This is a genomic window from uncultured Gelidibacter sp. (assembly GCF_947500795.1).
Classification (GTDB): domain Bacteria; phylum Bacteroidota; class Bacteroidia; order Flavobacteriales; family Flavobacteriaceae; genus Gelidibacter.
Genome location: NZ_CANMTE010000002.1, coordinates 257954 through 273706 on the forward strand (window position 1 = coordinate 257954; position 15753 = coordinate 273706).

Below are 15753 nucleotides of genomic sequence, written 5' to 3' on the forward strand. Positions count from 1 at the left end.
CAAAAGACAACCAAGACTTAAAGCACTAAATAATTTCATTTTTAAACGGTTTAATTAGAGGTTTTTTGCGACTTGTTCTGCTAAGATTAAAGCATTGTAAGCATTCGCAATTTTTTGTGATTTTGATAGGGCACTGAATGGTTTTACGTTTGATGGATCGCCACCAACAATTACTTTTGTTGTTAATGCCAATCCTGAGTCTAAGATAATTTTCTTAACCTGTGGCGCAGACAATTTTGGATATTGAGAGCGTATTAACGCAGCAATACCAGCAACTGCAGGAGATGCCATAGATGTACCTCCAATAGTTTCGTAATCATTGTTAGGGAATGTAGAGTAGATTTCTCCTCCTGGAGCAAAAATATCAACATTTATTTTACCATAATTTGAAAATCCTGAGACCAATCCGGAACCGTATTTTGGATCTAAAGACCCAACACTGATAAAGTTATCGGCTACTTCAGGGCCTGTGCCAACAGCATCATTTGGGTACACATCTTTAGTATCTAAATCAGCACCTTCATTACCGGCAGCATTAACAATTAAGACATCTTTAGAAGCTGCGTAAACAATAGCATCTCTTACCCAGTCACTATGTGGTGAGTAGTATTTACCAAAACTGGTGTTGATAACTTTGGCACCATTATCTGCAGCATATCTGATAGCTAAAGCGACATCTTTATCATATTCATCGCCATTAGGAACGGCTCTAAGGCTCATAATTTTCACATTATTTGCAACGCCATTTCCACCTTTACCATTATTTCTTACTGCAGCTATAATACCAGCAACGTGCGTGCCGTGGCTTTCTGCAGCTTTTACAGGTTTTACATTGTTATTACCGTAGTATTTGTCATTGATATCATCAGGATTATCGCCAGTAGTACGCCCTTTAAAATCGACGTTAAGATTGTAGTTTAAACGCTCTGTAATGTCTACTAATCCTTCAGTAAGTTCTTTAGTAGCATCCTTTAACGTCTCAAATTCTAAGCTGTACACATATTTTGCAACCGCAATATATTGTTGTAATGTTTGATTGCTCGTTTTGATGGCATTGACATCTTCTTTTGTATAATTTACTTTTTTAGTTTCTTTTTCTAAAGCATCATCAGCATGTTTTATTTGTTGTAAAAACTGCTCGTAATTGGTTTTAATGCCAACATACTTGTCATATTCTGATTGACGTTCCGCTTTTGCTTCTGCATATCTTGGGTGCGAGGTGTTGCCACTTGCCAATAAACGCACATATTCCAACTGCTCATTATAAGCATCGCCTAAAAAATTCCAACCGTAAACATCATCTATATAGCCGTTGTTGTCATCATCTTTTCCGTTGCCAGGAATTTCTTTAGGATTCTTCCAAATAGCACCTTGTAAATCTTCATGATCAATGTCAATTCCTGAATCAATTACCGCAACTATGGTAGATGTTCCTTTTCTATTTTTGATGATTTCATTGTACGCTTTATCAACACTCATCCCAGGGATGGTGTCACTTTTAAGATCTAAATGTGCCCAATGTTGCTTTTCAAATTCTGTTAATTCGGAAGTTTTTAAAGGAAGTGTATCAATATTTTCCATCGGTGTAGAAACAACACCTGTGGATGAGCCACAATTAAAAAGTGTAGTTGCCGCGAATGCAGCAATAGCAAATGATTTAAATAATTTCATGTGATCTTTGTATTAATTGGTAAAAATGTCTTGTGTAGTATAGGTTTGATCTAAGCGAACACCCTTTTCAGTGTGTTTTACGGTAATAATTTGATTATGTGCGTCATGCTCTAAAAATAAATAATAATTTTCATCTGCCGCAGTGTTCAAAAATAATTCCTTTTCGTCTAATGTTAATAACGGACGCGTATCATAACCCATAACGAATGGTAACGGTAAATGCCCGGCAGTTGGCAATAAATCTGCCATAAAAGCGATGGTTTTATTCTTGTATTTGATGAGCGGAATCATTTGTTTATCGGTATGGCCATCGGCAAAGAAGATATCGAACCCTAGGTCAGAATTTTTGAGAAGTCTATTTTCTGGAAGTTCCGTAAACCTGAGTTGGCCACTTTCTTCCATCGGCAGAATATTTTCTTTTAAAAAGGATGCTTTTTCACGATTGTTGGGCTGCGTTGCCCAGCTCCAATGCTCTTTATTACTCCAATAATGCGCATTTTTAAAAGCAGGCTCATACCCTGTTCTATCTTTATTCCACTGAATGCTGCCACCGCAATGATCAAAATGCAGATGCGTCATAAACACATCCGTAATATCATCCCTATGAAAACCGAGTTGATTTAAAGAATTATCAATAGAATGGTTGCCCCATAAATAGTAGTATCCAAAAAACTTATCGTTCTGCTTATTTCCCATTCCGGTATCCACTAAAATCAGACGGTTGCCATCCTCAATTAATAAACAACGGGCCGCAATATCAATCATGTTATTGGCGTCAGCAGGATTGGTGCGCTGCCAAATAGATTTGGGTACAACACCAAACATGGCACCGCCATCAAGTTTGAAATTTCCTGATTCAATCGGATATAGTTTCATAGTTTTGGTTTTTAACCATTATTAAACATGCAAATTACTAAAACACTTAAAATTTACAGGTTTTGCACATTGATATTGGCGGTATTTTAACATTTAATTTCGATAAGTAATCCGGAGATAATTTGAAACTTATTAAAATTAACCTAATTTTATAAAAAACTATTATGAGGAAAATTGTACCAGAACCATTGCGGCTCAGAAAAATGAGGCTCTTAAAGTTTGGGCGCGATTTTAAGCCAGATCAGGAGATTATTTTAAGAGATTATCTTGCAATTGAACGTACACGCTTGGCCAATGAGCGCACTTTACTGTCTTATATTCGATCTTCGCTGTATCTTCTTTTGGGCGGTATTGCCTTTTTCCAATTAAAAAATTTTCCCGATTTTAAATATTTAGCACTCCTAGCCTTAGTTTTTAGTGCCATTTTCTTCATCATTGGCATTTATCGGTTTACGCTGTTGAAAAAGAGTTTAAAAAAGCTATACTACACTTTTGAGTCTAAAGGAAAGGATAAATAATTAAGTTATTTTCTGTAATTTCCTTGTTTTCAGTGCTCATTTTCGTTTTTATCAAAATTTTATGGGTGATTCATCCAAAAAAAATAACTTTACCCCTATTACAACTAGAAAAATAGTACTAAATAAAATATATGATTGAACTAGCAGGAATTGTCATACTAGGCATATTGGCGCAGTGGGTGGCTTGGAAATTAAAGATTCCGGCAATTTTACCTTTAATTTTAATTGGGCTTTTAGTCGGGCCTATTGCGGCAGAATACCTTTCTAGTGACGGATCCAAATGGATAGAACCTATCTATAACGGCAAAAAGGGACTTTTTCCAGGCGAAAGCCTCTTTTATTTTGTATCGTTAGCCATTAGTATTATTCTTTTTGAAGGTGGCTTGACACTACGGGTTAAAGAAATTAAAAATGTAGGTCCAGTAATTTCAAAGTTGATCACTATTGGCTCTTTGGTCACCTTTTTTGGTGCCGCTGTTGCCGCGCATTTTATATTCTATCTGAGCTGGGAAATGTCTTTTCTGTTTTCAGCGTTAATCATTGTAACAGGCCCTACGGTAATCACGCCAATTTTACGTAATATTCCTTTAAAACAAGACGTTTCAGCAGTTTTGAGATGGGAAGGCATCCTCATTGATCCAATAGGCGCTTTAGTGGCCGTTTTAGTGTTTGAATTTATAAGTGTGGATGCTGGCGGTGCGTTTACAAAAACAGCTTTTATTGAGTTCGGAAAGATTGTATTGTTCGGAAGTACGTTCGGATTTGCCTTTGCCCATGGCCTTAATTTTATCATCAATAAGAAGTTAATTCCCCACTATTTGCTCAATGTTTTTGCTTTGGCTAGTGTGTTGGGCGTTTTTGTATTGGCAGACACGTTTGCACATGAATCCGGGTTACTGGCTGTGGTGGTAATGGGAATGGTTTTGGGTAACTCCAATTCTCCATATTTAAAGGAATTGCTCTATTTTAAGGAGTCCTTAAGTGTGTTATTGGTATCCATCCTTTTTATCTTGTTGGCGGCCAATATCAATATGGAAGACCTTCTGCTTATTTTTAATTGGAATACCGTCATATTATTTGCCATCGTGGTGTTTGTATTGAGACCCCTTGGCGTGTTTTTAAGCACCTTCAATTCCTCATTAGAACTTAATGAAAAGTTATTTATCAGTTGGGTTGGACCTCGCGGAATTGTGGCCGCTGGTATTGCTTCGCTATTCGGTTTAAAATTAGCTAAAAACGGCGTTCCAGACGCAGAATTTATTACACCTTTAGTGTTTATGATTGTGTTGGGAACGGTTTTATTAAACGCCACAACGGCACGTTATGTGGCACAATGGGTGGGTGTGTTCTTGAAAAAATCCAATGGAATTTTAATTATCGGGGCTTCTAAAGCATCGCGATTAATCGGTAATTATTTGGAGGAAAACGGAAGACATGTCGTCCTAATTGATAACAATCAGAATAATATTGACAAAGCAGCAGAATTAGGTTTAGAGGCCATCAATACGAATATTTATGCGGATACTTTAGCGGATAATATTGAGCTGAATGACGTTGGATATATTATCGCCTTAACAGGAAACTCGGACATCAACCATTTTGCAATCGACCGATTTAAAGGGGAATTTGGTGAAAATGGAGCGTTTAGACTGATAACTGCTGACGAATTAAACGATCCAAATTACAAACCTAAACAAAGTATTTTCTTGCAAGGAGACGACTTTATTTCCTTAACTGAAACCACACGAAGATATCCTGCTATCCATGAAATTGAACTTACTGATAAAAAGCATTTTGATACGCTAATCGACCTGAGCGGGAGAGATTATGATATTATTCCGTTGTTTTTAAAGGACGAATCCGATCAATTGCATATCATTTCCAATATTGATAAGGATTATGAAGAATTTACTGAAGGTTGGAAATTGGTGTATTTAGGGAAGCCTTATGACATTGAAAAAATTCAAAAGGAAAAAACAAACATGAAACAAAATGAAAAAGCTTCAAATTGATCGTTTGAAGCTTTTTTATAATTAATTAGTCCTTTGACTATTTTAAATGTGTGCAGCGGTCTTTAAATGACCGTTCCATGAGGAATTATAGCCCCTTTTCTAATTACTACTATACCATCTCTAATAACATACGTATCGGTTTCCACATCTTTGCAGGAATCGCCGTTGATTCTTACATCATTCCCAATGCGACAATTTTTATCAATAATGGCGTTTTTTATAAAGCAACGCTCCCCTATTCCCATCGGAATTGTTGAGGTAGAGGTCACTTCTTCAAGTGTTTGATAATTGTCACTACCCATCATATAGGTGTTGATAATGGTAGAATTATGACCAATACGGGCACGAATACCAATGACGGAACGTTCAATTTTTGCTGCATTTATAATGCAACCATCCGCTATAACTGCTCTATTAAGAGTGGTTCCACTAATTTTTGTGGTAGGTAGCATCCGCGCTCTTGTGTAAATGCGTTTGCTACTGTTGAAAAGGTCAAATTCCGGAATTTCGTCTGTAAGACCCAAGTTGGCTTCAAAAAACGAGTCAATATTTCCAATATCGGTCCAATAGCCCTCAAACTGATAACTTAATGTTTTGTGTTTATCAATAGCCTGCGGAATGATTTCTTTACCAAAATCGTTGGTGTCAGGATTGTTCATCAGCTCTATAAGAAGGTCTCTATTAAAGATATAAATACCCATAGAAGCGAGATGATTTCGGCCTTGAGCCTTCATATCATCACTCACTTGAGAGGTCCAATCTGGTAATAAACTAGCATCTGGTTTTTCAATAAAAGAGGTGATAATACTATTTTCATCAGTTTTTAAAATCCCGAATGAGGTGGCTTCTTTCTCTTTTACCGGTAAGGTAGCGATGGTTATTTCAGCATTACTTGCCTTATGCGCATCCAACAATTCATTAAAATCCATTTGGTACAATTGATCTCCTGATAAAATCAGGGCGTACTCAAAATCGTGATTCAAAAAGTGGTGCATATTCTGGCGGACAGCATCGGCAGTACCTTGATACCAAGTGTTGTTGGACATGGTTTGTTCAGCGGCTAAAACATCAACAAAAGCCTGACTGAAAAAACTAAAATGATAGGTGTTTTTTATATGCTTGTTCAGGGACGCGGAGTTAAATTGCGTGAGGACGAACATGCGTTTAATTTCTGAATTGATACAGTTTGAAATCGGAATATCCACCAATCTGTACTTTCCTGCAATGGGAACCGCCGGTTTTGAACGCGATTGCGTTAGCGGATATAGTCGGGAGCCTTGTCCACCACCTAAAATGATAGAAATTACACTGTCGTGGTACATAGTTATAGGATTAATGAATTATAGAGGTTGACGTAAGCTTGGGCAGAACTATCCCAAGAATGGTCAATTTTCATGATCAAATTACGATTTTTTTTGAATCTGTCCGTATCGTTGTAAAAATTAATGGCTCTGTAGATGGCAAAACTGCCTTCCTGAACGGTGGCGCCATCATGTAGCACGCCAAATCCATTACTGTCAAAATCTTCAACAGTATCTTTTAAACCACCCACTTTATTAACAATGGGTACGGTGCCGTAGCGCAAGGCATACATCTGATTTAAGCCACATGGCTCAACGCGAGACGGCATTACTAAGAAATCTGCAGCAGCATATACAATATGGGCCAAACGTTCGTTATAGCCAATATAAGTGTTGTAAAATCCAGCATGCTCTTGTTTCAGTTGGTCCAATTGCTGTTCAACATTAGCATCTCCAGAACCCAACATCATGATGGATAAATTTTTATGATGCAGGGCACTATTAAAAATTTCAGGTAATAAATCGGCTCCTTTTTCATCAACCAAACGTCCAATAAATGCAAATAACGGAAGCTCAGGATTGAGATTGAACTCTCTACAAAGCCACGCTTTATTCGCTTTTTTACCTGTAGCAACGGTTTTAATGGAATAATTTTTAATCAGGTCAGCATCCGTAGCGGGATCCCAAACTTTGTCGTCTATCCCGTTTAAGATACCCACACATTTACCACTTTCCTGGCGCAATAAATCTTCCAAACCATTGGCCGCATATTTGAGCTCTTCCATATAATTGGGAGAAACGGTAGTTACTTTCCAAGCACATTTTATGGCCGAAGCGAGCGGATTAATAAGATGGTTCCAATCTAATAAGCCTGCTTTGGAAAAATCGAAAGGCGGAATGAGGTGTATTTTATTATGCCCAAACCAACCTTGATATTGGCCGTTGTGAATGGTCACCACCGTTGGGGTGCTGCGTAACTTGTGATACGCATAACTTTGAGACATCATAAACGGAATCAACCCTGTATGATGGTCATGGCAATGCACAAGGTCAGGTTTTTGCTCCAATTGCACCAACCAATCCAAGGTTGCTATTTGAAAGCCTAAAAAGCGCTCCGTATCATTGGAAGAATACACATAATCAGTATATAAAAGATCAGGAATATGCACCAAATAAAGGTCATACCCTAAGATGTTATCTTCTAATGTTAGGATATCAAAATCAAAGGTTCTTCCTAAGTTAAAACGGCCTTTAAAAACTCTTTTAAACGCATGGGAATTGGTAAATTTATTATCATAAAAGGGCATGATGACGCTACTGGTCTCGCCTATTTTATTTTGATATTTAGGAAGTGCACCAACCACGTCTCCCAAACCGCCGACTTTAGCAATAGGATAGCATTCTGCACTGATATGAAATATGGTCATTGGTTGATTTTATGAGTTGTTTAAAACTACAAAATATTTGAGCATTTAACATCCTTATAAAATAAATTAATTTTTACGAAATGGTTAAGGGTGTTGTGTTCATAACCCCACTAAAAATAAACGGGCTCAATAAAAATCGATGATTTCCATTGAGCCCGTTTTATAGTGCTGAAAGTATTTTAGCGAAAAGGACTAATCAACGATTAATCATTCAGCTTTAATACCGCCATAAACGCTTGCTGAGGAATTTCGACATTTCCTACTTGGCGCATACGTTTTTTACCTTTTTTCTGTTTTTCTAGAAGTTTACGTTTACGAGAAATATCACCACCATAACATTTTGCGGTTACATCCTTACGAAGCGCTTTAATGGTTTCTCTAGAGATGATCTTCGCACCTACAGCAGCTTGGATAGGAATATCAAATTGTTGACGAGGAATCAATTCCTTCAACTTTTCACACATTTTCTTTCCAATATTCTGTGCATTATCAAAGTGAATTAACGCTGATAGGGCATCTACAGGTTGTGAATTCAATAAGATATCCAAACGTACCAATTTGGAAACTTTCATTCCAATAGGATGGTAATCAAAAGAAGCATAACCTTTAGAAACCGTTTTCAATCGGTCGTAAAAGTCGAATACAATTTCTGCCAATGGCATCTCAAAAGTAAGCTCTACACGTTCTGGAGTTAAATACGTTTGGTTAAGAACATTCCCTCTTTTCTCAATACACAACGACATCACGTTACCCACAAAATCAGATTTTGTAATAATGGTTGCTTTAATATAAGGCTCCTCTACACGGTTAACGGTAGATGGATCTGGTAAATCAGATGGGTTGTTCACAATAAAAGGAACATCAGGGTTTTTGTTGGTATACGCATGGTAAGACACGTTAGGAACGGTTGTAATAACCGTCATGTCAAACTCACGCTCCAAACGTTCTTGAATAATTTCCATATGTAGCATTCCTAAGAAACCACAACGGAAACCAAAGCCTAATGCTGCTGAACTTTCTGGTAAAAATACCAGGGACGCATCATTTAATTGCAGCTTCTCCATAGAGCTGCGCAACTCTTCATAATCTTCAGTATCTACAGGATAAATTCCGGCAAATACCATTGGTTTAACGTCCTCAAAACCTTCAACGATATTTGTAGTAGGGTTGGCAAAGTCAGTAATGGTATCTCCTACTTTTACCTCTTTTGCGGTTTTGATACCTGTAATCAAATACCCTACATCTCCCGTTTTAACACTCTGTTTTGCAACTTGTGTGAGTTTTAGGGTACCTACTTCATCAGCATAATATTCCTTATCCGTAGCAACGAATTTAATTTTTTGACCTTTTTTAATTTCGCCGTTAAAGACTCTAAAATAGGTTTCAATACCTCTAAAAGTATTGTATACGGAGTCAAAAATTAAGGCTTGCAATGGCGCATCCGGATCACCTTTAGGCGCAGGAATACGTTCAATAACAGCTTCTAAAATTTTATCAACTCCAAAACCGGTTTTACCGCTGGCATGAATAACGTCTTCTGGTTTACAGCCTAATAATTCAACAATATCATCAGTAACTTCTTCAGGATTCGCGCTAGGTAAATCTACTTTATTCAAAATAGGAATGATCTCTAAATCATTCTCTAAAGCCAAATATAAATTGGAAATAGTCTGCGCCTGAATACTTTGTGCAGCATCTACAATTAACAAAGCACCTTCACAAGCAGCAATGGAACGTGACACTTCATAAGAAAAATCAACGTGACCAGGAGTATCAATAAGATTTAGGACAAATTTTTCACCTTTATAGGTGTAGTCCATTTGTATGGCGTGAGATTTAATGGTAATACCACGCTCACGCTCCAAGTCCATATTGTCAAGGAGTTGGTTTTGTTTCTCACGCTCGGTTACAGAACCGGTAAAGTCCAATAATCGATCTGCAAGGGTACTTTTGCCGTGATCAATATGTGCTATAATACAAAAATTTCGAATGTTCTTCATAAAAAATGGGCTAACTAATATGCAAATATAAGCGATTTATTAGCGTTTAAATATTTTTTATTGATTCTAAATAGCACTATATCTGTGGTTATACCGTAGAAAAAATTATAAAACTATTTCTATATTGCAGGACCAAAATAAAACATTTGAAACGCTCCAACATTATTATCTGCACTTTATGTGCCTTACTTTCAGCTTCTCTCAGTTTTGGGCAGGAGCATTCCATATCAGGAAGTGTAACCGATATTGAGGGTTCCTCTATTGCATTTGCGAATATTATTTTGATGAAAGCTCAGGATTCTGCCATTGTTAAAGGCGTTTCTACAAATGAGAAAGGACTGTTCAAGTTCGATAAAGTAGCTGAAGATCAGTACCTGTTAAAGTTCAGTTTTATCGGTTTTAAAGACGTTTTTAAATCGGTAGTGGTAGACCAACCAGTCGAAATGGGTAGGGTGGTGCTGAATGAAGTTTCACAAGAGCTGGATCAGGTTAATATTTTGGTGAAACGACCAACCTTAAAAAAGGAAGCGGACCGATTGGTGTTTAATATTGAAAACACAGCACTTATTGAAGGTACGATGTTTGAAGTGCTGAAAAATACACCAGGGATTTTGGTATTGGACAACTCCATTCAAGTAAAAAACTCCAAACCGACAGTTTATATTAACGAAAAGAAGGTCCAGTTGAATACGACGGAGTTGATCCAACTTTTGGAAGGCGCTTCAGCAAACAACATCAAATCAGTGGAAGTCATTACCAATCCTTCTGCAAAGTATGATGGATCCAGCGGTGCCGTGATCAACATTGTCATGAGCAAAAATTTAATTACCGGATACCGCGGTAATGTGTCTGCAGATTTTACCCAAGGTGTTTTCCCGCGCTACAATGGCGGTACAAGCCATTTCTTTAAGAATGATCACATTGACTTTTTTGCAAATTATAGTTATTCGCAAGATAAAATCAACAGAGATCAGAATGATGTTGTGAATTATTTGGATGGGAATAATGCCATTGACGAAATTTTTAAATCCACTACAAACAGAAATACCTGGTCTAAAACGCACAATTTCAATTTCAATTTTGACTATACTATAGACCCGAACAATACCTTGAGTGTGAGCTCAAACATTCTTGTATTGCCATATTTTAAGTATAAAATTAACAATGCAACCCAGGTATTGGATGCCAATCAAAATTTAGATTACTTTTTTAATGCCAACAACCTGTCGGATGATGATAAGTACAATTTAGGGTTTGATGTGGATTATGTTCATAAATTTAAAAAAGCAGGCGAAAAATTAGCAGTAAACGCTCATTTTACAACGTTTAATTACAACAGAAACCAAAACGTAAGAAGTGATTATTTTAATGCTGACGGCAGCTTTTTAGAAAGCACGGCGTTTAGGACCGACAATCACCAAGACACCGATATTTATACCGCCAAAGTAGATTATACCTTACCATTGGGCGATGCATCAAAGTTAGAAATTGGTGCGAAAGGTTCCAATATTAAGAGCGCAAGTAACATTACACAGTTTGATAAGGTTAATGGAACGGAAGTGATAGACCCGAATAATACCGATGCGTTTGATTATGATGAGGTGATTGCAGCGGGATATGTGAATTTTTCCCAAGATTGGGATCAACTGAGTTTGGTAGCAGGCTTGCGTGCTGAGCAAACCAATGTGGAAAGCAATTCGGTTATTGAGGCGACAACTAAAAAACAAGAGTATCTGGAATGGTTTCCTTCCGCAAGTTTGAGCTATACCGCTTCCGATAACGTGTCTATTTATAGCAATTACAAACGAAGCATTCAGCGCCCGAATTACCAAAATTTAAACCCTTTTCTATTTTATCTAAACGATCATAATATTGTTACGGGGAATCCTAATTTACAACCTGTTATTGTAGACCACGCTGTGCTAGGAACGTCTTTAGCAGGAGGTACCTATACTTTTGAAGCGTATTATAAAACTTTTACCAATAATATTTTTGAGCTTCCATTTCAGGACAATGCTAATAATATCCTGATTTATACGCCTATCAATCTGAGTAAAACTGTAGAGTTTGGTTTTGATTTTATCACGTATTTCTATATGATGGAGAATTGGTCAATTTATTTTGTGACGTCGTTTTACAATACTCAGGATGAAGCCGAATTTAATGGCAGCAAAATCGACCGTAATCAATGGTCAAATTATAGCGTGTTGAGCAATGATTTTACCTTTTTAAAGGATAAAAGCCTTAATGTGAATTTCAACATGACCTACCTCAGTAAAAGTATGAGCGGGTTTAGAGAAGTGCAGGATTTTATCGCTTCAGAATTAACGGTTTCCAAAAGCATTCTTAAAAAGAAAGGCAGTATTTCTTTAGTTGTTTCCGATGTATTTAACACCCAAAATTTCGATATCCGTTCACAATACCTCAATCAGGATAGTGCTATTTATTATGATCAGGATACGCGTTTTATCAAATTGGGCTTCCGCTACAAATTCGGGAATACTAATTTAGAAACTAACCAACGTACTAAATCGCAACAGGAAACTGATCGTTTAGGAAAGACTGATAACTAGTACTTTTTTAGCCGTTGCCGTTCCATTTAACATTTCTCAAGGTGTGTCTTCCCAAAACCTCTGAGGATTAAATAATTGCATTTACAGAAAAAGCATTAATTTTGTCGAAAATTTCAACAGTGGTTAAAATAGGCGACATAGAACTTCCTGACTTTCCTTTGCTTTTGGCACCTATGGAAGATGTTAGTGATCCTCCATTCAGAGCGTTGTGCAAGGAGCACGGTGCGGATGTGGTGTACACAGAATTCATTTCCAGCGAAGGCCTGATTAGAGATGCGGCAAAAAGCATCATGAAGTTAGATATTTATGAACGGGAGCGTCCGGTTGGCATTCAAATTTTTGGAGCCAATTTGGAAAGTATGTTACAAACCATTGATATCGTAGAAAAATCGAACCCTGATATTATCGACATCAACTTTGGCTGTCCAGTTAAAAAAGTGGTGAGTAAAGGTGCAGGTGCAGGTATTTTAAAAGATGTGTGTTTGATGGAGCAGTTGACTGCCGAGATGGTAAAACGCACCAATTTGCCAGTTACTGTAAAAACCCGTTTGGGGTGGGACCATGATTCCATCCGCATTGTTGAAGTTGCCGAACGGTTACAGGATGTAGGCTGTAAAGCTATTTCCATCCACGGGCGTACACGCGCTCAGATGTATAAGGGTAATGCTGACTGGGGACCAATTGCTGAGGTGAAAAACAATCCGCGCATGCACATTCCAGTATTTGGTAATGGCGATGTGGATACGCCAGAAAAAGCAATGGAAATGCGTGACGTATATGGCTTGGACGGTTGTATGATTGGTCGCGCGAGTATCGGAAATCCGTGGTTTTTCAAACAAGTAAAACACTTTTTTAATACTGGTGAACATCTCGCACCAATTTCTTTGGAAGAACGCGTTGATGCTGCCCGCAGACATCTGCAAATGGCCATCGATTGGAAAGGGGAGAAGCTTGGTGTTTTTGAAACCCGACGTCACTATACCAACTACTTTAAAGGCATTCCAAACTTTAAGGAATACCGTACCAAAATGGTAACGAGTGATGAATCTGATGGTGTTTTTGAAGCGTTTGATGAGGTTCTTGAGGTGTTTTCAGGCTTCGAGTTTGCATAAGCCTTAAAATCGCTCTATTAACTTCTGATCAGCTTTTCAGTAATGCGTCCTGAAGCAATTTTTGAAGCAATCAAGCCTAATACGGTGATGGTAACTAGCACCAGCACAATATTCATAACCTTAATATTAACAGGATAAGGAAGCGATGGTGTGATCATGACCAGCGCAAATTGCTGTTGCAGTACTACCAGAATAAATCCTATTAAAACGCCTACAAATCCACCAAGAATCGTCATTAAACTACCTTGAAGGAAAAACACACGACGGATATCTTTTGTGGTTGCGCCAATATTATAAAGCGTGTGCAGAGAGCCTTTTTTATCCAAAATCATCATAATTAATGCGCCAATCACGTTGAATAACGCAATGATGATCACTAAGGTAAAAATCAGATACACCACCAAATTTTCAGTGTTCAGCATCTTGTAAAGCGAATCATTAAGTTGCGCTCTGTTTTTAACAATCACATCGGTTTCAAATTGCTCTAAAATGGCATTTCTAACCGATTTTTCATCCGTATTTGGTTGTAATTTGATTTCGATGCTGCTCAATTGGTTAGGTGCATAATCCATCAAATAACGCGCATTCACAATGTCCGTATAAACGTAGGTGGCGTTTAAATCCTCATTCACATCAAAAACCCCAATATTTACCATGGTCAGCGAGTTGAACGCACCTTTCATAGAGGTGATTTGCCCAACACCTGGTTTTGGCACATAAATATTCAGTGCCTTGCCGTAGTCTAAAACCCCAAAAGAGAGGTTGTGCGCAATGCCCCAGCCGGAAACCAATTGTCCGCTGCCTTTCTGAAACCATTGTCCTTGGATGATCATGGAATCTATATTGGTGACGTTCAGATACTGATCGTCAACACCTTTTAAGGACGCTAATAAGTTTTTATTATCAAATTCAATAATGATGCGCTCTTCAATGGTCTTTGAATAGGAGGCAATCCCGGAAATGTTGTGTAGGGCAGTGGAATCCTTTTCTGTGAGTAAAAAAGATTTCCCTTGGGGAGGCGTAATTTTAAGGTCAGGATCTACAAATGAAGAAAATTCGAGGCTAAAATCCTTTAAGCCCGCAAATCCCGAAAGCACTATAAACAACGCAGCAGCGGCAACAACTACACCTGAAGCAGCAATAATGGTCATGATATTTATGGCATTATTGCTGCTCTTGGTAAAGAGGTATCGCTTAGCGATGTAAAGCGCAAAGTTCAATTACGATTTTTTACGTTTATCCAATAAATCGGCGTCCTTAATAGGGTTTTCTTCACCTTTTAAGGACTTATCGATGCGTTCAATATACTCTAGAGAATCATCAATAAAGAACTCCAAATTAGGCATTCTGCGCAATTGATGTCTGGTACGTTGCGCCAATTCATGACGAATGAGTGGCGTGTTAGAGCGGATGCCTTTCAATAATTCTTCAGCTTCCTTATTAGGGAAAATGCTTAAATATACTTTGGCTAAACCTAAATCGGCCGTTACGTTTACTTTACTTACGGAGATGATAATTCCACGCATGCCGCCTTTAGTTGCTGCACCTTGAAGCACGTCAACCAAGTCTTCCTGCAATATCCCACCTATTTTTTTCTGTCTATGACTTTCTTCCATGATTCTTATTTATAAATCTAAAACTGCTAATTTTTGATTTAAATTAGTATTAAAAAGCCAAATAGCGGCTTATCAACTGCAAAAATAGAGCATATTTAAGGATTATTGTATTTTTGAGGATACAAAGTTGCGTTGGCGCCACCTAAGGTGGGTTGGATTTAGCTTTGGATTGATAATAATAAGATTCCCGCCTACGCGGGAATGGTAGATACCCGCCTACGCGGGCACAAGGATGAAAAAAATAGAACACATAGGGATTGCAGTCAAAGATTTAGAAGTTTCTAACGGTTTGTTTGCTGCACTTTTTGGGAAACCCCACTACAAGATAGAAGCTGTGGAGAGTGAAGGCGTACGCACCTCATTTTTTGAGAATGGCCCTAACAAAATTGAATTGCTGGAAGCCACGTCAGCAGACAGTCCGATTGCGAAATTCATTGAAAAGAAAGGGGAGGGGATTCACCATATCGCCTTTGCCGTTGATGATATCGAAGCGGAGCTCAAACGCTTGGAAGGCGAAGGCTTTACCATCCTTAACAAAATTCCTAAAAAAGGTGCAGATAATAAGTTGGTCGCGTTTTTGCACCCTAAAAGTACCAATGGTGTTTTGATTGAATTATGTCAAGACATAAAGCCATAAAATTGTTGTA

Annotated in this window: 12 protein-coding genes; 5 read left to right on the plus strand and 7 right to left on the minus strand. The window is 37.8% G+C overall.

The window, feature by feature from the left end; genetic code table 11:
• Nucleotides 1–54 precede the first annotated feature (54 nt).
• Nucleotides 55–1671 carry a S8 family peptidase gene (locus Q0947_RS06375; RefSeq protein WP_299393782.1) on the minus strand — a complete coding sequence of 539 codons (1617 nt, stop codon included), beginning with the start codon at nt 1669–1671 and terminating at the stop codon, nt 55–57.
• Between the two features lie 12 nt (nt 1672–1683).
• On the minus strand, nt 1684–2547 hold the full coding sequence (locus Q0947_RS06380) for an MBL fold metallo-hydrolase (RefSeq protein ID WP_299393786.1): 864 nt from the start codon (nt 2545–2547) through the stop codon (nt 1684–1686).
• A 203-nt stretch (nt 2548–2750) separates the two neighbouring features.
• On the opposite strand from Q0947_RS06380, the gene Q0947_RS06385 reads away from it, so the two are divergent.
• Entirely contained in the window at nt 2751–3065 is a 315-nt protein-coding gene (locus Q0947_RS06385; protein WP_299394983.1) for a DUF202 domain-containing protein, read from the plus strand.
• Nucleotides 3066–3196: 131 nt separating this feature from the next.
• Entirely contained in the window at nt 3197–5077 is a 1881-nt protein-coding gene (locus Q0947_RS06390; RefSeq protein WP_299393791.1) for a sodium:proton antiporter, read from the plus strand.
• Nucleotides 5078–5139: 62 nt separating this feature from the next.
• Here the strand turns inward: Q0947_RS06390 and Q0947_RS06395 are convergent, their stop codons facing one another.
• The 3 genes from Q0947_RS06395 to lepA form a co-directional block, all read right to left on the minus strand.
• A complete protein-coding gene (locus Q0947_RS06395; protein ID WP_299393796.1) occupies nt 5140–6399 on the minus strand; it encodes a glucose-1-phosphate adenylyltransferase in 1260 nt (419 codons plus the stop codon).
• Between the two features lie 2 nt (nt 6400–6401).
• Nucleotides 6402–7805 (minus strand): glycogen/starch synthase, encoded by a 1404-nt coding sequence (locus Q0947_RS06400; RefSeq protein ID WP_299393799.1) that lies wholly within the window; start codon nt 7803–7805, stop codon nt 6402–6404.
• Nucleotides 7806–8008: 203 nt separating this feature from the next.
• Nucleotides 8009–9805, minus strand: coding sequence for a translation elongation factor 4 (lepA, locus tag Q0947_RS06405; protein WP_299393803.1), 1797 nt, complete (start codon nt 9803–9805; stop codon nt 8009–8011).
• Between the two features lie 146 nt (nt 9806–9951).
• Here lepA and Q0947_RS06410 point away from each other — a divergent pair, with 146 nt between their 5' ends.
• A complete protein-coding gene (locus Q0947_RS06410) occupies nt 9952–12378 on the plus strand; it encodes an outer membrane beta-barrel family protein (protein WP_299393810.1) in 2427 nt (808 codons plus the stop codon).
• A gap of 119 nt (nt 12379–12497) precedes the next feature.
• Nucleotides 12498–13490, plus strand: coding sequence for a tRNA dihydrouridine synthase DusB (gene dusB, locus Q0947_RS06415; RefSeq protein ID WP_299394987.1), 993 nt, complete (start codon nt 12498–12500; stop codon nt 13488–13490).
• 17 nt (nt 13491–13507) lie between these two features.
• On the opposite strand, the gene Q0947_RS06420 is transcribed toward dusB, so the two are convergent.
• Nucleotides 13508–14710 carry an FtsX-like permease family protein gene (locus tag Q0947_RS06420; RefSeq protein WP_299393816.1) on the minus strand — a complete coding sequence of 401 codons (1203 nt, stop codon included), beginning with the start codon at nt 14708–14710 and terminating at the stop codon, nt 13508–13510.
• On the minus strand, nt 14711–15106 hold the full coding sequence (gene rbfA, locus Q0947_RS06425) for a 30S ribosome-binding factor RbfA (protein WP_133756954.1): 396 nt from the start codon (nt 15104–15106) through the stop codon (nt 14711–14713).
• Nucleotides 15107–15338: 232 nt separating this feature from the next.
• On the opposite strand from rbfA, the gene mce reads away from it, so the two are divergent.
• Complete coding sequence (mce, locus tag Q0947_RS06430; RefSeq protein WP_299393826.1) at nt 15339–15743, plus strand: methylmalonyl-CoA epimerase; 405 nt, start codon at nt 15339–15341, stop codon at nt 15741–15743.
• The last annotated feature ends 10 nt before the right edge of the window (nt 15744–15753 follow it).

Excerpts from the sequence above, each read along its gene's own strand:
- Q0947_RS06385 (WP_299394983.1), top strand. The coding sequence starts at position 2,751 with ATGAGGCTCTTAAAGTTTGGGCGCGATTTTAAGCCAGATCAGGAGATT.
- Q0947_RS06375 (WP_299393782.1), bottom strand. The coding sequence starts at position 1,671 with ATGAAATTATTTAAATCATTTGCTATTGCTGCATTCGCGGCAACTACA.
- Q0947_RS06380 (WP_299393786.1), bottom strand. The coding sequence starts at position 2,547 with ATGAAACTATATCCGATTGAATCAGGAAATTTCAAACTTGATGGCGGT.
- Q0947_RS06390 (WP_299393791.1), top strand. The coding sequence starts at position 3,197 with ATGATTGAACTAGCAGGAATTGTCATACTAGGCATATTGGCGCAGTGG.
- lepA (WP_299393803.1), bottom strand. The coding sequence starts at position 9,805 with ATGAAGAACATTCGAAATTTTTGTATTATAGCACATATTGATCACGGC.
- rbfA (WP_133756954.1), bottom strand. The coding sequence starts at position 15,106 with ATGGAAGAAAGTCATAGACAGAAAAAAATAGGTGGGATATTGCAGGAA.
- mce (WP_299393826.1), top strand. The coding sequence starts at position 15,339 with ATGAAAAAAATAGAACACATAGGGATTGCAGTCAAAGATTTAGAAGTT.
- Q0947_RS06395 (WP_299393796.1), bottom strand. The coding sequence starts at position 6,399 with ATGTACCACGACAGTGTAATTTCTATCATTTTAGGTGGTGGACAAGGC.
- Q0947_RS06400 (WP_299393799.1), bottom strand. The coding sequence starts at position 7,805 with ATGACCATATTTCATATCAGTGCAGAATGCTATCCTATTGCTAAAGTC.